General features: G+C 70.2%; 17 protein-coding genes. 8 read left to right on the top strand and 9 right to left on the bottom strand.

All coding sequences use genetic code 11. The features are described from left to right. Window positions 1-98 precede the first annotated feature (98 nt). From ACWDMM_RS20340 to ACWDMM_RS20325, 4 genes are read left to right on the top strand one after another with little or no spacing between them, the layout of a single operon-like run. Window positions 99-1,148 carry a helix-turn-helix transcriptional regulator gene (locus tag ACWDMM_RS20340; protein ID WP_195079606.1) on the top strand — a complete coding sequence of 350 codons (1,050 nt, stop codon included), beginning with the start codon at window positions 99-101 and terminating at the stop codon, window positions 1,146-1,148. After that, window positions 1,145-2,581 carry a pyridoxal phosphate-dependent aminotransferase gene (locus ACWDMM_RS20335; RefSeq protein WP_357106920.1) on the top strand — a complete coding sequence of 479 codons (1,437 nt, stop codon included), beginning with the start codon at window positions 1,145-1,147 and terminating at the stop codon, window positions 2,579-2,581. Before ACWDMM_RS20340 ends, ACWDMM_RS20335 begins: the two co-directional genes overlap by 4 nt. After that, the gene (locus ACWDMM_RS20330; protein ID WP_195079608.1) at window positions 2,578-3,561 is read left to right on the top strand and encodes a Rossmann-fold NAD(P)-binding domain-containing protein; all 984 of its coding nucleotides are present in this window, start codon (window positions 2,578-2,580) and stop codon (window positions 3,559-3,561) included. Before ACWDMM_RS20335 ends, ACWDMM_RS20330 begins: the two co-directional genes overlap by 4 nt. A 21-nt stretch (window positions 3,562-3,582) precedes the next feature. After that, window positions 3,583-4,350 carry an SDR family NAD(P)-dependent oxidoreductase gene (locus ACWDMM_RS20325; RefSeq protein ID WP_195079609.1) on the top strand — a complete coding sequence of 256 codons (768 nt, stop codon included), beginning with the start codon at window positions 3,583-3,585 and terminating at the stop codon, window positions 4,348-4,350. A gap of 1 nt (window position 4,351) precedes the next feature. Here the strand turns inward: ACWDMM_RS20325 and ACWDMM_RS20320 are convergent, their stop codons facing one another. Then, complete coding sequence (locus ACWDMM_RS20320) at window positions 4,352-4,990, bottom strand: class I SAM-dependent methyltransferase (protein ID WP_357106924.1); 639 nt, start codon at window positions 4,988-4,990, stop codon at window positions 4,352-4,354. A gap of 109 nt (window positions 4,991-5,099) precedes the next feature. Between ACWDMM_RS20320 and ACWDMM_RS20315 the strand changes: the two genes are divergently transcribed. Beyond that, window positions 5,100-6,515 carry a hypothetical protein gene (locus ACWDMM_RS20315; RefSeq protein ID WP_449938854.1) on the top strand — a complete coding sequence of 472 codons (1,416 nt, stop codon included), beginning with the start codon at window positions 5,100-5,102 and terminating at the stop codon, window positions 6,513-6,515. A 799-nt stretch (window positions 6,516-7,314) separates the two neighbouring features. Here the strand turns inward: ACWDMM_RS20315 and ACWDMM_RS20310 are convergent. Further along, window positions 7,315-8,331, bottom strand: a complete 1,017-nt coding sequence (locus ACWDMM_RS20310; protein ID WP_449938852.1) for a stage II sporulation protein M — start codon at window positions 8,329-8,331, stop codon at window positions 7,315-7,317. 43 nt (window positions 8,332-8,374) lie between these two features. Here ACWDMM_RS20310 and ACWDMM_RS20305 point away from each other — a divergent pair, with 43 nt between their 5' ends. Next, window positions 8,375-9,175, top strand: coding sequence for an RDD family protein (locus ACWDMM_RS20305; RefSeq protein ID WP_195079613.1), 801 nt, complete (start codon window positions 8,375-8,377; stop codon window positions 9,173-9,175). Here the strand turns inward: ACWDMM_RS20305 and add are convergent. The 6 genes from add to ACWDMM_RS20275 form a co-directional block, all read right to left on the bottom strand. Further along, entirely contained in the window at window positions 9,154-10,173 is a 1,020-nt protein-coding gene (gene add, locus ACWDMM_RS20300; RefSeq protein ID WP_357106931.1) for an adenosine deaminase, read from the bottom strand. The genes ACWDMM_RS20305 and add overlap by 22 nt on opposite strands. Window positions 10,174-10,242: 69 nt before the next feature. Further along, on the bottom strand, window positions 10,243-11,538 hold the full coding sequence (locus ACWDMM_RS20295; protein WP_195079615.1) for a DUF58 domain-containing protein: 1,296 nt from the start codon (window positions 11,536-11,538) through the stop codon (window positions 10,243-10,245). A gap of 3 nt (window positions 11,539-11,541) precedes the next feature. Further along, window positions 11,542-12,519, bottom strand: coding sequence for an AAA family ATPase (locus ACWDMM_RS20290; protein WP_195079616.1), 978 nt, complete (start codon window positions 12,517-12,519; stop codon window positions 11,542-11,544). 67 nt (window positions 12,520-12,586) lie between these two features. Further along, window positions 12,587-13,672 (bottom strand): DUF4129 domain-containing protein, encoded by a 1,086-nt coding sequence (locus ACWDMM_RS20285; protein ID WP_449938848.1) that lies wholly within the window; start codon window positions 13,670-13,672, stop codon window positions 12,587-12,589. Further along, window positions 13,669-14,466 (bottom strand): hypothetical protein, encoded by a 798-nt coding sequence (locus ACWDMM_RS20280; RefSeq protein ID WP_357207617.1) that lies wholly within the window; start codon window positions 14,464-14,466, stop codon window positions 13,669-13,671. Before ACWDMM_RS20280 ends, ACWDMM_RS20285 begins: the two co-directional genes overlap by 4 nt. Window positions 14,467-14,557: 91 nt before the next feature. Continuing rightward, entirely contained in the window at window positions 14,558-15,097 is a 540-nt protein-coding gene (locus tag ACWDMM_RS20275; RefSeq protein ID WP_195079618.1) for a TetR/AcrR family transcriptional regulator, read from the bottom strand. Between the two features lie 85 nt (window positions 15,098-15,182). Between ACWDMM_RS20275 and ACWDMM_RS20270 the strand changes: the two genes are divergently transcribed. After that, window positions 15,183-16,721, top strand: a complete 1,539-nt coding sequence (locus tag ACWDMM_RS20270) for an MFS transporter (RefSeq protein WP_357106941.1) — start codon at window positions 15,183-15,185, stop codon at window positions 16,719-16,721. A 6-nt stretch (window positions 16,722-16,727) separates the two neighbouring features. Here ACWDMM_RS20270 and ACWDMM_RS20265 read toward each other — a convergent pair whose 3' ends face one another. After that, window positions 16,728-17,672: a LysR family transcriptional regulator gene (locus ACWDMM_RS20265; RefSeq protein WP_449938845.1), complete on the bottom strand. Its 945-nt coding sequence runs from the start codon at window positions 17,670-17,672 to the stop codon at window positions 16,728-16,730. Between the two features lie 128 nt (window positions 17,673-17,800). On the opposite strand from ACWDMM_RS20265, the gene ACWDMM_RS20260 reads away from it, so the two are divergent. Then, complete coding sequence (locus tag ACWDMM_RS20260; protein WP_357106944.1) at window positions 17,801-19,078, top strand: MFS transporter; 1,278 nt, start codon at window positions 17,801-17,803, stop codon at window positions 19,076-19,078. Window positions 19,079-19,106 lie beyond the last annotated feature (28 nt).

Raw genomic sequence — 19,106 nt, 5'->3', positions numbered from 1 at the left:
GCGATTCATCCGACACCGCTTGCCATTTGATGACTAAAATGTCGCATCGTGATACGCCATGAGCATGCGTACGCAAGGTGCAGGATGGGAGGCGCGGGATGGTTGACTCGGGCTCGGACGAGCAGGTCGGCAACCTGGTCCGCAGGCTACGACTGGAGCGCGGCTACACCCAGGCGTCGCTCGCCACCAGAGCGGGCTGCTCCCGCAGCCTCATTCAGCAGATCGAGAACGGTAGCCGGATTCCGCCACTCGCGCTGCGCGAACGCCTGAGTCTCGCGCTCGGCTCGGAGCTGCCGACCGACGGCAGCGCCGATCCGGCGACCGATCCGACCAGCAGCGCCTACTACGACCTGCGGATGCGGTTCAACGTCCTGCTCGGCAAGGACCCCGAATTGGTCTCCCGCGCACTGAGCATCGCGCAGAGCCTGATCGACGCCTCCGGAGCGCGGGCGGAGATCGAGCCGCTGCGCCTGATCGCCGACCGGCAGTTGGAACGCGCCGAGGAGATCCTCGCGCAGATTCCCTCGCGCAGCGCCACGGTGTGGGAATGGAACACCGTCACCGACTGGCTGACCATTCTGGAACAGGCCACCACGTCGGTGCGGGCGATCCACACCGCGGATCTGGGCACGATCGGCGGCGACGTCGGCGACGACTATCACGCGGCGATCCTGCGCCTGGCCGACAAGGCCCATCCACCGAAGATCGATGTGCGGCGGATGTATGTGCTGGACGACATCTCGGATGTCTGGCCCTATGACGACAAACTCTGGAAGCAGGCCCGATCGGGCGTGGAAAGCGTGCTGGTCAAGCGCGAGTACGCCCGTAACGCGCAGAGCATGCTCGTGGTCGACGATCGCTACGTCGCGGTGGGCGAGTACGACTACTCCCGCCAGGCCAGGGTGGCGACGCGCTTCTCCGCGCTGAAGCACGATGTCGCGTTCGCGGTCCGGCGTTTCGAGAAACTCTACGACCTCAGGCGCGCCGGTACGGCGATCGTGGTGGACCAGATCGTCGCGCAACCGCCGCTGGCGGAATTCGAACGACTCGCCGAGGGCAACTGCCGCAGCCTGTTCCGCGCCGCGCTCGAGGAGAGATGGAACACCATGCCCGCACCGGGAGACCCTTCAGAAGGCGAGGTTCCGTGACTCAGAGCCAGGTGCTCACCGATCCGCTCGCCGACCTGGCGACGCTGACCAATCGCTCGGAGGCCAGGAAACGTGAAGTGCGCGGCCAGGTTTCCCGGGACGCCTGGTTCGCCGGGACCGGTGGCCGCCGGTACTCGGGCGTCATCGACGCCTACCACGGCGAAACCGGCCTGGCCCCCGACGCGCACGCGATCGCGGCGCTGGACCGGGCCTGGCGCGAAAGCCTGCACATCGCACCCTCGGCGGAGTATCTCGACGGCAGGCTCTACGACAAGCGGCAGCCGCTGATCCTGCGCGAACTCGCGGCCCGCAAGCTGTTCGAGCGCCTGTCGCATCCGGTGGAGGGAGTGCCGGGCGTCCGGGTGCGCCCGGATGAGGTGATCGTCTGCCCGTACTCGAGCACGATGCTGCTCGAGGAGGCGGTGGCCACCCTGGCCAGGCCGGGCGGGGTGATCGTGTGCCCGGAGGGCTTCTACAAGAGCTCCAGCATCCACGTGGAGAAATTCGGCTTGCGCATCGTCTCCTGCCCGGTGGCTCCGGACGACGGGTTCAAGATCGATCCCGCCCGGCTGGCCCGCTGCCTCGCGGACTTGCGCGCGACGGGCGAGCTGTGCGGCGTGCTGCTCACGCTGCCGGGCAACCCCGTTGTCGCGGACTACACGGCGGCCGAGCTGGCCGAACTCGGACAGGTGCTGCTCGACTGCGGTGTTCCGGTCATCTGCGACATGGCCTTCGACCGGCTGGTGGCCTCGCACATCCCGATCGCGGCACTGCATGTGGAGACCAAGCACGGCATCCGGCGGCTGTACGACGTGGTGCTGACCCTCACGGGAAACTCCAAGGCCTACAACGCCTTCGGTCCGTGCAAGATGGGGGCGGCGTGCACCGGCGACAGCGCGTGGCTGGCCCGGATCCGGGAAAGGCTCACCATCTCGTTCCAGCGCGAGACCACCCATCTGGCGCGCGCGATCCTCGAACACACCGCCGACGATTACTTCGACCGCAATCACGCGCTGATGCGCGCGCAGATCGAGCGGGCGTGCGGCCACATCGCCGCGATCAACAGCAGGTTGGGGACCGACGTGCTGCGGCCGCTGGGCAACCCCGAGGGGATGTTCGTCTCGGTGGTGTTCGACCGCGCGCTGCTCGACCAGGCCGGTGTGCGCACGAGCGCGCAAGTGGAGGACATGCTGCTCGCCGTGGCCGGCGTGGACAGCGTCGCGCTGGACCGGACGGGTTCGCTGCGTCCGGGCGTGCGGTTGAACGTCCTCGCTCCGCGCAAAGCGCCCAGGCACGAGTCGCCCGATCTGATCGATGAACTCTTCGACCGGCTGGAGCAATTGATCCATGACATCCTCGGTGGGCTCACCTATCGCGACGCGCTCGCCGATCGCGGCCTGACCGCGCTGGCGGGGCCGGGTGCCGCGCGGTGATCGTCGGAGTGCCGCGCGAGACCGCGCCACGGGAGACGCGCGTTGCGCTCACCCCGGAGGGGGTGCGCACGCTGTCGGCGGCGGGCCTGCGCGTCCTCGTGCAGGAAGGCGCGGGGCGAGGCGCGGGTTTCCCGGACGAGGAGTACAGCGCGTCGGGTGCGGTCGTCGTCGAGGATCGCGCGGCGGTGTTCGAACGCGCCGGCATCGTCGTCTGGGTGAAACCGCCTGCCTTCGAACTCCACTCGATGCGGCTGCGGCCGGGGACCACGCTGCTCGGCTTCCAGGACCCGCTCCACCGTCGCGACGAGATCGACCGGTTGCGCCGTCGCGGCGTCGAGTCGGTGGCGTTCGACGCGGTGCCACGCGACGACTCGACCACCGAGTTCGACGCGCTGTCCACGATGAGCCGGATCGCGGGCGCGGTGGGTTACGCCGAAGGCAGGCGACTGCTCGCTCCGGCGCGGCGCACCCGCCCGGTCCGTGCCCTGGTGCTGGGGTGCGGGGCCGCCGGACTCGCCGCCATCGGGGCCGCGCGCACGTTCGGCGACGAGCGGCCGACGGCGGTCGGCAACCGCCCCGCACAGCGGACCGCCGCGGTCGAGGCGGGTGCGGGGGAGTTCCTGCCGAATCGGGACGACAACGCGGCGCTGCTGGACGCGCTCACCACGACGCCGCCCGACCTGGTCGTCTGCACGGCCGTGCACCGCGGCTCTCCGGCGCCTCGCCTGCTCGGGCGGGCGGCGCTGGACCTGCTCGGCTCAGGGACAGTGATCGTCGACCTGGTGGCCAAGGCGGGCGGCAACTGCGTCGCGACCGTGCCGGACCGGACGGTCACCCTGCCCAACGGCGTGGTCGTCACGCATCGCTCCAACTATCCAGCGGTCCGTCCGGCCGCGGCCAGCCGCGCCTACGGCGCGGCGGCGGCCGCCATGGTGCTGCGAATAGCCGAGCAGCGACGGAAGTCCCTTGACGCGGGATGAGAACGTGTTCTAATTCTTGGCATGCGCAGATATGACGGCCGCCGCGTGGTGGTGACGGGAGCGGGATCCGGCATCGGTCAGGGCATCGCCCTGCGGCTGCTGGACGAAGGGGCGCAGCTGGTCGCCGCCGACATCGACGCGGCGGGCCTCGCGGCCACCGCGGCGAAGGCGGGCGACGGCGCGGAACGGCTGCGGACGGTCGAGGTCGACACCGCCGACCCGGAGTCGGTGCGCACCGCGACCGCAACGGCGCTGGAATTCCTCGGCGGACTGGACGTGCTGGTCAACGCGGCGGGCATCCTGCGACCCGCACGCACCCACGAGATGCCGCTGGAGGTGTGGGACCGGGTGATCCGGGTGAATCTCACCGGCACCTTCCTGATGACCCAGGCCGCGCTGCCCGCGCTGCTGGACACCGGACGCGGCGTGGTGGTCAACATCTCCTCCACCGCGGCCTTCAGCGCGGCGCCCTACCTCGCCTCCTACGCGGCGTCCAAGGGCGGTGTGAACGCCTTCACGCACGCCATCGCGCTGGAGTACGCCAAGCAGGGTCTGCGCGCGGTGAACATCGTTCCGGCCGGTATCACCAGCGGCATCACGACGAAGTCCATCCTGGACCAGCCGGAGGGTTTCGACCCGCAGCTGTTCTCCCGGATGACCGGATGGCTCAACGGCGGCGCGCTCGGTTCTCCGGAGGACATCGCCGGAGTCGTCGCCATGGTCGCCTCCGACGACGGCAAATATATGACCGGCACCGAGATCAGGGTGGACGGCGGCGCGCTGATGTAGGTCAGCGGGGCGTCGCCACCAGCAGATGGTGCGGAATCGGCGCGCTGCCCAGCCGCCGGTGCTCGACCGCGCAGCCCGCCTGTTCCAGTGCCGCGATCACCTTCGGCACCGGGCGCAGGGTGAACCCGTACGACGTGAACGGAAGCTTCGCCATCGCGTCCGGATCACCGATGCCGATCACCAGACGCCCGCCCGGCCGGACCACCCTGGCGAGTTCGGCGCAGGCCGCCGCCAGGTCCGGCACGAAGTAGACGGTGTTGACGGTGATCGCGGCATCGAGACTGTCGTCAGGCAGCGGCAGCGCGGTGAGCGAGCCTTCCGCCAGCCGCAGGCGACCGGCGGCGATGTCGCTTCCGTGCTTCGAGCGGGCGCGAGCCAGCATGTCGGCGGAGATCTCGACACCGTGCACGACGCCACTCGCGCCGACTCGCTCGAGCAGCAGGGACAGGCCCGCTCCACCGCCGAACCCCACGTCGGCCGCGGCACCGCCCGGCGCGATGTCGGCGGCCTGCACCGCCCCGGCGATGGCGACCTTGTTGCCGCGGTTGAGCACGAAGGCGACGCCCTTGCCGAGCACGCCGTGCGGATTCCCGAGCTGACCGGCGAGGGTGGACAACAGACGGGCCCGGACCGAGTTCATGCGCATCATCGTAACGACCGCTGCCGGGCGGGTGGCGCGGCGAAGATCCGAATACTGTTGCCTCCGGTATCCGTTCGGGTACGGCTTCGCCCAGGGAAAGAGGATCGCGATGCGCCGGCCGATGACCCTCCTCGCCGCCTGCGTGCTGGCATTGCTGCCCACCCAGCCCGCTTCGGCGGCCGGACCGTGGGGTCCGCTCGCGCCGCCGAATCCTTTCCTCGGGCCGACCGGCGGCGCCACCATGCACGGCGACGCGGGGTCCTCGGACGCGACGCCGCTGGCCGGGCCGGACGCCCGCGCCGCCGCGGTCGGCGCGTACCCGCTGGCTTCGGCGTGTCCCACCCTGCTGGAGGGATCGGACCGGCTCGTGGTCGCCCTGTGCACCGCGATCGCGGGACAGACCCCGACGGTGCATCTGCTCGATCCGGCGGCGCCAGGCCCGCTGGCGCCCTCGCTCGCCGCGCTGCCGTTGGCCAAGGGCAGTCTGCTCGGGGGTGTGTACGCCTACCTGGATCAGGACGACCGTTTGGTGGTCGTGGACGGCACCGACCGGTTGCTCCTGGTGCGGCACGAACGGGACGCGGCGGGAACGTGGCGGCTGATCGGCGAAGCGTCCGCCGACCTCGGGCCGGTGATCCCACCGGGGGACAACGTGACGGGACTCGTCCCGGACTGGTCGGGCAACGTGTGGTTCGCGACCGGCCGCGGCGTCGTCGGATTCGTCACCCCGGCCGGGCGGGTCACCGCGTTGACGCTGCCGGCGGGGGAGCAGGTGGCCAACAGCATCTCGGCGGCGCCGCGCGGGCTGGTCGCCGTGGCGACGACGCATGCGCTGTACGAACTGCGGGTCGGCGCGTCCGGCGCTCCGGAGATCGCGTGGCGCGCGGCCTACGACCGGGGATCGGCGCGCAAGCCCGGACAACTCAGCTGGGGCACCGGATCGACTCCCACCTACTTCGGTCCCGAGACCGGCGCCGACTATCTGACCATCGTCGACAACGCCGACGGACAGGTGCACGTCTTGGTGTTCCGTTCCGGCTCCGGCGAATTGGTGTGCACGGCTGCGGCGCTCGGCGCGGGCGGGCCGGGAAGCGAGAATTCGCCGGTCGGGATCGGCCGCTCGATCTTCGTGGCGAGCACCTACGGCTACCCGTATCCGGCGCTGCCCGAGGGAGCGGGACCGGCGTCGCCGCCGGATGCTCCGTTCACCGGCGGGATGACGCGGGTCGATGTCGCCGGCGACGGATGTCATGTGGTGTGGGAGAACGGGATCCGCAGTGCGGCCGTTCCGCGGTTGTCCACCGCCGACAGCCGGCTCTACACGGTCGCTCGCGTCGGTCCCGACCGCACCACGCCTGTGGACGGGTACGAGTTCACCGTCGTCGATCCCGAGACCGGTGCGGTCATCGCCTCGCACCCGCTCCCCGGCACCATCGTCGACGATCCGCTGCAGACCGCACCGTTGATCACTCGGGACCGCCATCTGCTGCAAGGCACGGTCACCGGGATACTTCGCGTCGGTTGAGCCCCCTTACCACGGTGAAGGTGATTCAGGTCACTTCCAGGGAGTGATTCGAGCCCCGGGGTTGCTGTTGCGCCGCGAAGGCATGGACGCTCCGCGACTGTGACGCGCGTCTCTTCAACTCGGGTGCCACGGTGTCGATTTCGCGTCGCTCGACGCCTGGTAACGGCAGGTGAGGCGAAGATCACATCCCCCGTTATGGTTGCGGCTCCGGTGCTGCACCGAGCGTTCGGACCGGGTGAACCAGATCCTTTTCACTCATTGGTTAATGCGGAGCCTGTCGGGGAACTGCCCGGTCTTTCCAGTGCGCCGCTATGTCTATACCCGGTTTATTACCGCGTAAACAAACTTGTGGTCTCTTTCTATTGACGGGTGCTCAGCAATCGATCTTTCGTGCAAATGAACGTGCAGGTGGGGAGGGGTGTCGGGCACCATGGAGAGGTCTATCCAACTGCTCGGCTAACGCCCGCGGCGAGCGCCGATTCATTGCCGGGAAGCAATCTTGGCGACTTTTCGCTCCGTTTCGCCGGAGCGCTGTCCGCTCGCCGAAACCGCGGTCGCGCGGGTCGCATGCGGTTAGCTGGCACCGGGCTGAAAGGTGCTGCCGCCAGGGTTTGCTGAAGCGCTGCTTAATACGCTTGACCTCGGCAGGGAGGGTTGCGTAGGGGTAACGATTGTGTAGAGTTGACGGTAACGCTGGCCGCAGCTAGAGCAGCGACTCGCTGCGGCCAGCGGAACTCAAATGGGGGACTTCCGAACCGATCTGGCGTCGCTTAGCTGCCGATTGTCCCAGTCACTTCACTCAGCGTGTGCTGAATGTTGGCTGCGTCACAGCCACCGGCTGACTGCTCGATGCCCCGGCTCCTGGATTCGCCCGCTGTGTGGCCGCGCGGCGTCCCACTCCGAACACATACACCAGGAACAACGCCTCGGTGGTGAACCCGATCGCGATGCGAAGCGGCGCGGGCAACGGGCTCGGCGTCACGAATCCTTCGATGCAGCCGCACACCAGCAGCACTCCGACCAGGCCGAGCGCGACGGTCGCGGTCGCCCGTCCCTGCCTGGCCACCGCCTCCACCCGGCTGAGCCGTCCCGGATCGATCAGCGTCCAACCGAGTTTCAGGCCGACGCCGCCCGCGACGAACACCGCGGTCAGCTCCAGAGTGCCGTGCGGAAGGATGAAGCCGAAGAACGAATCCAGCCGCCCCGCCTCGGCCATCAGCCCGGCGCTGACGCCCAGATTGAGCGCGTTCATGAACAGCAGATAGACCGCGGGCAGGATCAAGACGCCGGTGAACAAGGCGATCGCCGTCACCCACGCGTTGTTGGTCCACACCTGCGCGGCGAAGGCCCCCTGCGGATGCTCCGAGTAGTACGTCTCGAACGCGCCGCCAGGTGCGGTGAGACTGCCTGTGTCATCGGGGATGCCGAGCGCATCCCGGGCGGAATCGAACCGATCCACCCAGACGGCCAACCCGGCCGACACCGACAGGAACGCCGCGGCCACGCCGGCCCACCAGGGCCACGACCGGTAGAGCGCCGCGGGGAAGCGATGGCTGAAGAACCGCCCGATCTCCTGCCAGGTGTCGGCTCGCGTCCCGAGCACCCGGCCACGCGCACGCGCCAGCAGAGCGCTCAGCCCGGCGATCAGCTCCGGGTCGGGGCTGTGCGACTGCAACCGCGCCAGCTGCTGGGAGGTGCGGCGGTAGAGCACGACGAGTTCGTCCGCCTCCGCGCCGGTCAGCTTGCTCCGTTTGGACAGATAGTCGAGCCGGTCCCACGCCCTGCGGTGCGCCAGGCTGTATGCGTCCACGTCCATTCGGTTGCCTCCCACTCCCGCCGGTCGCAAGAATGCTATCGACATGGCTGAGTTCACCACCGGCGAAGCAGTGGCCTTGGAACTGCCGATCGCCCGGATCCCCACCAGGGCCACCGCGTTCCTGATCGACGTGCTGGCCCAGTGCGCGCTCGGGTTCGTGCTGTTGTTCGCGATCGTCACGCTGCTGCTGCCCGCGGGCGTCGACTCGGCGTGGCTGGACGTGGTCGTCCTGGTGACCATCGTGACGGTGCTGGTCGGCTACCCGGTGGCCTGCGAGACCGCTTGGCGCGGGCGGACGCTGGGAAAGCTGATGCTCGGGCTGCGGGTGGTGCGCCAAGACGGCGGGCCGATCGACTTCCGGCACGCGCTCACCCGCGGCCTCGCCGGCGCGATCGTCGATTTCTGGATGCTCGGCGGGTTCGGCGCCATCGCGGTGCTCACCTCGATGTGCTCGCCGCAGGCGCGGCGGATCGGTGACGTGCTCGCGGGCACCGTGGTCGTGCACGCGCAACACCCGCTGCCGCCGCCCGCGCTGGCGATCGCGCCGCCGTGGCTGACCGGCTGGAGCGCGCAGCTCGACCTGTCCGGGCTACCGGAAGACCTCGCGCTCGCGGCGCGGCAGTACCTGACGCGCTTGCGCACGCTGACGCCCGCGGCGCAACACCAACTGGGCACGGCGCTCGTGACCGAGGTGTGCGACCGGTTGCGCGTCGCGCCACCGGCCGGGTATCCGCCGTCGCAGGTGCTCGGCGCGGTCATCGCCGAACGGCAGCGCCGAGTGCTGCCGCGGCCGCTGTTCCCGGTGTTCCCGCCGCCCGCCGGTCAGCCGTTCGCCGCCAGGTAGTCGTCGATCTCGCGCAGATAGGCGTCCTGCCGGGCCGGGGTGATCCAGGAGGCGCGGAACGAGTTGCGGGCCAACTCGGTCAGCTGATCCACCCCAAGACCGCCCTCATCGGCGAGCGCGAGGTAGTTGTCGGCCACGTACGCGCCGAAGTACGCGGGGTCGTCGCTGTTGACCGTCACCGTCAGCCCGCGGTTCAGCAGGCCGACGATCTCTTCGGCTTTCATCCGCGCCGTGACGAAGGAGTTCGACACCGGGCAGCAGGTCAGGGCGATCCCTTTGGACGCGGCCAGTTCGACCAGACGGTCGTCCTCCACGATGTTGGTGCCGTGGTCGATGCGGTCGACGGCGATGTCCTCCAGCGCCTGGCGGATGTGCTCGATCGAAGCCGGCTGGTCGATGTCGCAGTGTGCCGTCAGCAGGAAGCCTTCCGCGCGGGCGCGCTCGAAGACGGCGGCGAACTTGCTCGGCGGGTTGCCCCGCTCGTCGGAATCGAGCCCGACGCCGAGAATCCAGCTCTTGTACGGCAGCGCTTCCAGCAGCGTCGCCATGGCGTATTCCGCGGAGTGGTCGCGCAGGAAACACAGGATCAGTTCGGCGGACATCCCCAGTTCCCGCCGCGCCCGAGCGATCGCCGACCGGTATCCGCTGATCACCGTGGGGAACGGGATGCCGCGTCCGGTGTGGGCCTGCGGATCGAAGAAGAGTTCGGCATGACGCACGCCTTGGCCGTGCGCCCGGCGCAGATAGTCGAAAGCGAGGTCGTGGAAGTCCTCCGGGCGCTGCAAAACGCGCATCGCGGGGTAGTAGACCTGGAGGAACGACGTCAGGTCGTGGAACCGATAGGTCTGCTTGACCTCCTCCACGCTCTTCTCCGGCAGTTCGATGCCGTTGCGCCGGGCGAGGCGGAACTTCAGCTCCGGCTCCAGCGTCCCTTCCAGATGCAGGTGCAGTTCCGCTTTGGGCAATCCGCGGACGAAGGCGGCGAGATCTGAGGCCATGGGGTCATGATCCTCCTCGGCGGGCGCGCGAGGACGCTCTTCGACGAGTCCGCGGCCCGACGGGAAGACTCAGAGGGCTCCGGATTGCTTCAGTTCCAGGTATTCGTCCGCCAGAGCCTCCGGCAGGCGTTCCGGGGACGCCGCGACGACCGCGATCCCGCTGCGGCGCAGCGATTCCTGAACCAGTGCGCGTTCGGCGAGCACGGATTCGGCGGCGGCCGCGGCGTAGAGGTCGTTCAGGTCTTCGCGCCGGGCGGCCGCCGCGGCGACATCCGGATCGGTCACCGAGACGATGAGCACCCGGTGCCGCTGCGCCAGGACCGGCAGCACGGGCAACAGGTTCTCCTCCACCGCGGCGCCGTCGAGGCTGGTGAACCAGACCACCAGGCTGCGCCTGCGGGCGCGCTGAACGGCCGCTCGCACCAGTCCGGCGCTGTCGGTGTCGACGAGAGCGGGAGCGATTCCGGCCATGGCGTGCAGCAGCTTCGCCTGCAGACCTCTTCCGCCTGCACCGCGCACCTCGGCGCGCGCTCGGCGGTCGTAGGCGAGCAGATCGACCGAATCGCCCGCGGCGACCGCCAGACCGCCGAGCAGCAGGGCCGCCTCGATGCTCGCGTCCAAGCGCGTTCCGTCCCCGACCCGTCCCGCGCTGACCCGGCCGGTGTCCAGCAGCATCAGCACGTGCCGGTTGCGCTCCGGACGCCAGGTGCGGACCAGGACGTCGGTGGCGCGGGCGGTGGCGCGCCAGTCGATGGCGCGCACGTCGTCGCCGGCGACGTACTCGCGGAAGGAGTCGAATTCGGTGCCCTGACCGCGCAGGTTGGCCAGATTGCGGCCGTCGAGATGCTGCAATCGCTTGACTTTCGACCGCAGCAGCCGCTCAGCGCGGAACGCGGGCAGCGCCCGCACCCGGGCGGGCACGTCCCGTCTCGTCTGCCTGCCCGCCAGTCCGAGCGGGCCGAGCAGTCGCACCGTGACCTGGCCGGCCACCCGGTCGCCGCGGTAGGCGGGCGTGAGCGTGGTGCGGAGACGGACTTTGGTGCCAGGGGGGAGATCCAGGCCGTGCGTGCGGTTCTCGGCGCGTGCGCTGCCGGGCCAGTCGTCCCAGACCGTGCCGCGCAGTCGGCGCGCTCCGGTGTTGACCGCGACGAGTTCCACTTCGACGGAGCGCCCGAGCCGCACCGTGGTCAGTGCCTCGCGGGAAAGCGTCAGGTCCCGCGCGCGCCCCACCGCGGCGAGATCGATGAGCAGCCCGGCGGCCAGGACGCAGGTCACCACGACCACGCCGAGCACGGACGGCAGGACCAGGGTGACGAACAGGGCCGCAACGCCTGCCGCGGCGGCCAGCCGACCGGTGACGACCATCGGCTACACCGGGACCGGAACCGAAAGCAGCAGCGACGACAGCACGCCCTCGGTGGTCACGCCGTCCAGTTCGGCTTCTGGACGCAGGTGCAGGCGGTGCCGCAGCACGGCGACGGCGACGGCCTTCACATCGTCCGGTGTGACGAAGCCGCGTCCGTTGAGCCAGGCGAACGCGCGGGCGGCCGCCATCAGCGCGGTCGCGCCACGGGTCGACGCGCCGTGCCGCACAGCGGGCGAGGTGCGGGTGGCCCGGCACACGTCGACGGTGTAGGCGAGCACCTCGGGGCTGATCGTGGTCTGCGCGATCGCGGCGCGCGCGGCGGCGATGTGCGCCGGGCCCGCGACCGGGCGCAGCCCGGCGGCGGTGAGGTCGCGCGGATCGAAGCCCGCGGCATGGCGTTGCAGGATGCGGAACTCGTCGTCGCGGCCGGGGAGGTGGATGTCCACCTTGAACAGGAACCGGTCCAGCTGCGCCTCCGGCAGCGGATAGGTGCCCTCCTGCTCGATCGGGTTCTGAGTAGCGACGACGACGAACGGATCGGGCAGCGGCTGCGGCTTCCCGTCCACCGAGACCTGGCGCTCCTCCATCGACTCCAGCAGGGCCGACTGGGTCTTCGGCGGCGTGCGGTTGATCTCGTCGGCGAGCAGCAGGTTGGTGAACACCGGACCCTGCCGGAAGGTGAACTCGGCGGAGTGCGGATCGTAGATCTGCGACCCGGTGACGTCGCCCGGCATCAGGTCGGGGGTGAACTGCACCCGCGCGTGCTCCAGGTCGAGCGCCGTGGCCAGCGCCCGCACCAGCAGTGTCTTGGCCACCCCCGGCACGCCTTCGAGCAGTACGTGGCCGCGGCACAGCAGGGCGAGTACCAGGTACATGACCGCGTTGTCGTTGCCGACCACCGCTTTGCCGATCTCGGCGCGCAGGGCGTGGAACGCGGCGCCCGCTTGCTCGGCCGTCGGGGTGGTTTCGGTGCTGGTCATTGCGTCTCCTGTGGTTCGCGGGCGTTCCCGCAGGCCATGAGCCGGACAAGCGGTGCGCGACGGCGTCTCATCCGACCTCCGATTCGATCCGTTCGAGCTGAGCGGCGACCATCCGGAGGGTCTCCGGATCGGGCACCCGGCCGAACAGCGCGGCGCCGATCCGGGCGGGGTCGGCGCCGATGCGCGCCGCGATCACGGCGACGATCCGGTCCGGCGGGGTGTCGGCCGTGATGCCGAGCGGGGTGCGAACGCGGCGCAGCGTGGCCGCCCGCAGCTTCCCCGCGACGTGATCGTGGTCCTTCGCGCGGCGGTACAGCGCCGCCTGGCCCGCGAGCAGTTCGTTCGCGGCCACCTCGACCGGCCGCGGCTCGCGCACCAGAGCACCCCGTCTGCGGGCACGCCACCACACCACCACCGCGGCGGCGATGAGGAACTGCACGCCGCCGTAGAAGACCGGCGCGGGCAGCCGGTCCCAGATCGCGTCCTCGCCCGTCCCGAAGCGGGGGCGGTCCGGCGGCGGGACATCGGGCAGATCCGGGGGCGGTTGCGGTGGCGGGGCGGTCGGCGCGACCGGCGCGCCGCAGGACTGCAGAGCGCCGTAGACCAGCAGCAACACCGCGGCCGTCACGGCGAGCACCGCCCAGAACCGGGGGTCGCGCAGCACCTTCGGCAGCGGCGGCAGTGTGCGCCCGGTGCGCGGAGCCCGCTCAACCGCCTCGATCTCCACCGGTTCCGGTGCGGGCGGGGGAGCGGATGCGGAGAACCGGTCGGCGTACTCCAGCCTGCGGTACTCGTCCTCGGTCGCGCGGCGTCCGCCGTAGACCACCTCGTCGAAACTTTGTGCGGCCGGCTGGATCTCGGTGGCGGTCTCGAGCGGCAGCGCGGTCGTCACGTCGTCGGCGGTCTCCCGCGCGGTGCGCGACCGCCGGACCTCGAGCACACCGCCTTGCTCCAGGCCGCGCAGCACGGCGCGGAAACGTTCCCGCAGGGCACGGTCGAAATCCCGCTGCCGAGCGGCGGATTCGGCGGCGGCGCGATGTTCGGCGGCGGCGCCGAGTCGTGGGGTGCCCGGCGCCGGGTCGTTCGTGGTGTGCCGACCTTTCGACAACACGACCTCGGCCGGTCGCTGCCCCGGCGGGGCGGGATCGCTCATCGCGCCTGCCTCCGGGGAATGCGGATGTCCAATCCCTCTCTGCGACAGCGCCGATCGACGTAGCACACCACGCGCGACGAAGCCTCGACCACTTCGCCGAATGCCGTCAGCAGCAGAACCGCCGACGTGACCAGCACGAGCACCGGCCAGCGGTGGGTGCCGGAGAAATCCGAGACGAACAGCGGAATGGCCAGCAGCGGGACCGCGAGCAGCGTGAACAGCGCCCGCTGGACGATCCAGAGCCCGGTGGTCGGCCACTCCGCGCCCTCCGCGAGCAGTTTCGCGCGTGCGACGCCGTCGCGATGCGAAGTGCGCTCGACGAACAACACCGGCACCGTCACCCAGCGGCGGGCGCGCAGCCAGCCCAGCCAGATCCCGGCGAGCGGCAGCGTGACGATCGGCAGGCCGCTCACCGCGAGCACGCCGACCCCGACCACGGTGAACAACAGTTGGAACACCAGCAGCGGGCCGAGCGTCGCGCCGAATCGGCGGAGCGCCGTCCCCTGGCCGATCGGCGCGCCGCCGACAGTCGCGAGCCCGAGGGCCACGGTCGTGCCGCGTAACGCGAACCGCAGCAGCCACGCGCAGGCCGCGGTGGCCAGGATCGCCGACCACGCGGTGCCGGTGTCGGAGCCGCCGGTGAGCGCGGAGCCGCCCGCGGTCACCGCGACGACCACGGCCTCGGCGAGTAGGAATCCCGGCACGCTCACCCAGGCCAGGGCGCGGATGTTCGCCTGGATCAGCGCGAACGGCACATCGAGCAGTTCACGGAAACTCAGCGGTCGGATCGGCACCGTCGTTCCAGGAGACCCCGGTACCGGATCTGTTCCCGCCCCGACGGCGCCGGCCGGTTCGGCGGCTGGCAGCACGGGCCGAGTCTAACCGTCAGCGTCGCAGTAAGCGGTCCACCACGTGCCGGTAGCGAACCGGATCGATGGGCGGGAGGCCGAGCAGCGCGCGCAGGTAGACGCCGTCGCCGACCAGCCGGATGAGGTCGGCCCGCACCGGGTCGTCGACCTCCTCGTCCAGACCGTCCGACCAGGAAGTCATCATGTCGGCCAGCGCCCGCTGCACCTCGCCCGGCTCCGGGGTGGCGTCGATGGTGCGCATGGTCGCGAGCATCGACCGGTAGAGCTCGAGTTCTACCGCTTCCGCCTCGTCGGCCGGGTTCGGCGTCTGCAGGTACCACTCGGCAACCGAGCCGCCTTTGGCGACCGCGCTGTCCAGCTGCTGGCCCGCACGGTCGGCCAGTCTGCGGACCAAGCCCGCTAGCAGGGCGTCTTTGCTCTTGAAGTGATAGAGCAAGCCGCCTTTGGAGACGCCCGCGGTGGCCGCGACGTTCTCCAACGTCACGTGCGCCATGCCTTTTTCCAGGAGCAAGGTCTCGAGCGCGTCCAGGATGCGGTCGCGGGTGTCAGCCGTCACCAGGATGACTATACCGTCCGGACGGTTAGGTGAGTACTATACCGTCTGGACGGTAAGAAACCAGACGACGGAAGTCGAGAAAGTCATGACCCCCCAGACCACCCCGGCCACCGAACTATCGACCAACGCCCCGCCCCGCGCGGGGGCACGCGAGTGGGTGGGGTTGTCCGTGCTGGCGCTGGCCCTCCTGCTGCTGGCCGTCGACGCGACGGTGCTCGATCTGGCCGTGCCCGCGATCAGCGCCGATCTCGCGCCCACCACGCCGCAACTGCTGTGGATCATCGACGTCTACTCGTTCGTGCTCGCCGGACTGCTCGTCGTCATGGGCAATCTGGGCGACCGGATCGGGCGGCGCAAACTGCTGTTGCTCGGCGCGGCCGGATTCGGCGCGGCCTCTGTGCTGGCGGCGTGGGCCCTCACTCCGGAGATGCTCATCGCGGCACGCGTGCTGCAGGGTGTCGCCGGCGCGACGTTGATGCCCGCCACGCTGGCGTTGATCCGGTCGATGTTCCTCGATCCGCGGCAGCGAACCGTCGCGATCGCGGTGTGGAGCGCGATGGCGGGCGGTGGCGCCGCGGCGGGACCGCTGTTGGGCGGCTGGCTGCTCGAGCACTACTGGTGGGGTTCGGTCTTCCTGGTGAACCTGCCGGTCATGCTGGTGCTGATCGGACTGGGTCCGGTGCTGATCCCGGAGTCGCGTGATCCGCGACCCGGTCGCTTCGACCTGCTCAGCGCCGTGCTGTCGATGCTCGCGCTGGTGCCGGTGGTGTACGCGGTGAAGGAATGCGCCGCGCACGGTCCGAGCGTGCGGGTCGCGGTGGTCGGCGTGCTCGGCCTGCTGGCCGGCGCGTGGTTCGTGCGCAGGCAGCGACGGCTGGCGCAACCGATGCTGGATCTGGCGCTGTTCGCGCTGCCGAAGTTCCGTACGGCGGTGCTGACCAATCTGCTCGCGGTGTTCGCGCTGGCCGGTGTGCTGTTCTTCGGCTCGCAGTATCTCCAGCTGGTGCTGGGGCGCTCCCCGCTGCAGGCCGGTTTGCTGCTGCTGCCCGGTCTGACGGCCGGGATGATCGCCTCGCTCGCCGCGGCCTGGTTGGTGCGGCGACTGCGGCCGGGCACGGTGCTCGGCGGCGCGCTGATCACGGCGGCGGCGGGCGCGGCGCTGTTCGGCTTGCTCCGCCCCGACGCGGCCACCAGTACGACGCCGTTCGTGCTCGGTTTCCTGCTCATCGGGGCGGGAGTCGGTGTCGCGCTGACCGTGTCGTCGGATCTGGTGGTCGGCTCCGCGCCGCCGGAACGCGCGGGTGCGGCCGCCGCGGTCTCCGAGACCGCGTACGAGACGGGCGTCGCGCTGGGCGTCGCGATACTCGGCAGCGTGGTCATGGCGATCTTCCGCAACGGCATCGACCCGACCCACGTGCCCGGAGACCGGATGGCGGCCGCGTCCGAATCGCTGGGCGCCGCCACGGCTTTCGCCCGTGAACTGCCGGAGGCCGCCGGGCGCTCGTTCCTCGCCTCGGTGCACGAGTCCTTCGTCTCCGGCATTCACTTCGCGGCCGTCGGCACCACCTCGATTCTGTTGATCGCGGCGGTGGTGGCGTTCCGGTTGCGCCGAGTGCGTGGATGATTTCTGTCAGGTGGGCGGCACGCGCTGCGCCCATGTCGGTACCCAAACGTCTGCGGCGGGTGCGTGCGCTCGCCTCGCGTCGAGGTAGTCGCGAAGTTCGACGAGGGCGGGATGGGGATTGTCACCGCGCCAGATCATCGACATCGGGTAGACCGGCGTCGGCTGACGCACCGGAATTCGCCGCAGGTCGTAGCGGTCCGGCCACAGATACCGCGACCCTTCGCCGATCAGGGTCGCCAGGTCCGACGCCTCCGCGATCTCGTCCAGCAGAGCCTCTTTCGCGAAGACCGGGCCGAGAATGTCGATGGTGAACCCGAAGGTGGTCGCGAATTCGGCGTAGTAGTCGGCCACCTCGCCACGGACAGGCAGGCCCGGCATCCAGATCCGGTGCCCGGCAAGCTGCCAGGGCGTGACGGCGCGGGCGGTGGCGAGGGGGTGGCGGGGGCCGACCAGCAACTGGTGCGGCTCGTCGATCACTCGGGCAGTGCTGATCGCATCGGGGAGACGCTGCCGCGGGGGGACGGCGTGAAAGGTGGCATCGATTGTTCCGGCTTCCACGGCGGCGATCGCCGCGTCGAGGTCGGCGTCGAGGGTGACGACGTCCAAATCGATGCCGGGATGCTTGCGGTGGAAATCCTGGAGCAGCACTCCGGTCACGATTCGCCGGGCGACGATGTCGACACGGAGCACGCGCCGGCCAGGGCGCACCGAGGCGTCGGCGCGCTCGGCGACCCGGAGCAATTCACGGGCGTGCGGCAGGAAGGCCTGACCGTCGATGGTGAGTTGAGCGCCGCGTGCGGTGCGGGCGAACAAGCGCACGCCGAGGTCTTTCTCCAGCGACGCGATGCGCTTGGAGACCGCCTGCTGAGTGATCGCGAGTTCCGCGGCGGCTTCTTGGAATTGGCCGGCGTCCGCGGCGGCGACGAAGGTGCGCACGGCGTTGAGATCCACGCGGAAACCCTAGCCACACAACGAATCGTTGTGGCTCGCCGCCCGATCGGTTGTTTGATTCGGCGTCATCGGTCTTGCTTTGATCACGGCGATCAACAGCGAGTTGTCCGAAGCGGGAGGTGCGCAGCTTGGCGACCGGACGATCCCTGGGGCGGCCGTTCGGTTGGCTGTGGACGGCCTACGCGGTCAGCGCCTACGGCTCCGGGCTCGGATTCGGCGCCTTGCCGCTGATCGCCGTCCTGGTGTTGCACGCGGGACCCGCGCAGGTGTCCGCGCTGTCGGCGGTGGGGCCTGCGGTGGGCGCGCTGATCGCGTTGCCGCTCGGGCCGTGGGTGGAGTTCCGCCGCAAGCGGCCGGTGCTGATCGCGATGGACCTGATCCGGTTCGCGGTCATGATGACGATCCCGCTCGCCTACGCCTTCGGCCGGCTCGGTTTCGTCCAATTGCTGGCGGTCTCCGCGGTGGTCGCGGCGGCCAAGATCGCTTTCAACGCGGCGAGCGGCGCGTATCTCAAAGCCATCGTGCGGCCGCAGGACCTACTCGTGGCCAACGCGCGGTTCGAATCGACCACGTGGAGCTCCATAGCCGTCGGGCCGCCGCTGGGCGGGGCGGCGATCGGCCTGTTCGGACCGGTCACCACCGTGGTTGCCGATGCGCTGAGCTACCTGTGCTCCGCGCTGGCGGTCACGGCGATTCGCGGCCGGGAGGACACCCCGCGGCGAACCGGCGAGCGCAGGATGCGGGCCGCTGAGTTGCTCGACGGCTGGCGGCACATTCTGGGTCATCCTGGCCTGCGGGCGCTCTACTTCAACCAATTGCTGGTCGGCGGGTTGATCATGGCCACCGAGCCGTTGCTGGCCGTACTGCTGCTCGGTGAGCTCGGCTTCCCACCCTGGCAGTACTGCCTGGCGTTCGCCGCCCCTTGCGTCGGCGGGCTGATCGGCGCACGCCTCGCCGGTCGTGTCGTACGGCGGTACGGCCGGCACCCGGTCCTGCGTACCGTCGGCACGCTGCGCGCGATCTGGCTGATCGGCCTCGCGTTCGTCCAGCCAGGTGTCGCGGGCCTGGCGACGGTGATCGCTGTCGAGCTCGCGATCATCGTCAGCATGAGCCTGTACAACCCGGTACTGGCCACCTATCGGCTCGAGCACACACCGGAGGACCGCGTCGCCCGCGCCTTGTCGGCCTGGTCGATCAGCAGCAGCGCCGCCATCGCCGCGCTCAGCGCGCTCGGCGGACTGCTCGCCGACGCCACCAGCCCACGCACGGCGATCACAGTCGCGGGACTGCTGATTCTCGCCAGCCCGTTGCTGCTACCCCGCCGCGAGGATTCCGCTCCCGACCAGGCGACAGCCGATGCCCGGCCACCGGCAGCGAGCGTTTCCCGCCGCACGACCGGTCGCTGAGACCGTCGAAAATGCTCGCCGGAACATC

It is taken from the genome of Nocardia sp. NPDC003726, from assembly GCF_053586955.1.
The sequence above is the reverse complement of the archived record's forward strand: the minus strand, read 5'-3'. Positions and strand labels throughout refer to the sequence as shown.

Excerpts from the sequence above, each read along its gene's own strand:
- ACWDMM_RS20310 (WP_449938852.1), bottom strand. The coding sequence starts at position 8,331 with ATGGACGTGGACGCATACAGCCTGGCGCACCGCAGGGCGTGGGACCGG.
- ACWDMM_RS20325 (WP_195079609.1), top strand. The coding sequence starts at position 3,583 with ATGCGCAGATATGACGGCCGCCGCGTGGTGGTGACGGGAGCGGGATCC.
- add (WP_357106931.1), bottom strand. The coding sequence starts at position 10,173 with ATGGCCTCAGATCTCGCCGCCTTCGTCCGCGGATTGCCCAAAGCGGAA.
- ACWDMM_RS20295 (WP_195079615.1), bottom strand. The coding sequence starts at position 11,538 with ATGGTCGTCACCGGTCGGCTGGCCGCCGCGGCAGGCGTTGCGGCCCTG.
- ACWDMM_RS20315 (WP_449938854.1), top strand. The coding sequence starts at position 5,100 with ATGCGCCGGCCGATGACCCTCCTCGCCGCCTGCGTGCTGGCATTGCTG.
- ACWDMM_RS20305 (WP_195079613.1), top strand. The coding sequence starts at position 8,375 with ATGGCTGAGTTCACCACCGGCGAAGCAGTGGCCTTGGAACTGCCGATC.
- ACWDMM_RS20285 (WP_449938848.1), bottom strand. The coding sequence starts at position 13,672 with ATGAGCGATCCCGCCCCGCCGGGGCAGCGACCGGCCGAGGTCGTGTTG.
- ACWDMM_RS20290 (WP_195079616.1), bottom strand. The coding sequence starts at position 12,519 with ATGACCAGCACCGAAACCACCCCGACGGCCGAGCAAGCGGGCGCCGCG.
- ACWDMM_RS20270 (WP_357106941.1), top strand. The coding sequence starts at position 15,183 with ATGACCCCCCAGACCACCCCGGCCACCGAACTATCGACCAACGCCCCG.
- ACWDMM_RS20320 (WP_357106924.1), bottom strand. The coding sequence starts at position 4,990 with ATGAACTCGGTCCGGGCCCGTCTGTTGTCCACCCTCGCCGGTCAGCTC.
- ACWDMM_RS20340 (WP_195079606.1), top strand. The coding sequence starts at position 99 with ATGGTTGACTCGGGCTCGGACGAGCAGGTCGGCAACCTGGTCCGCAGG.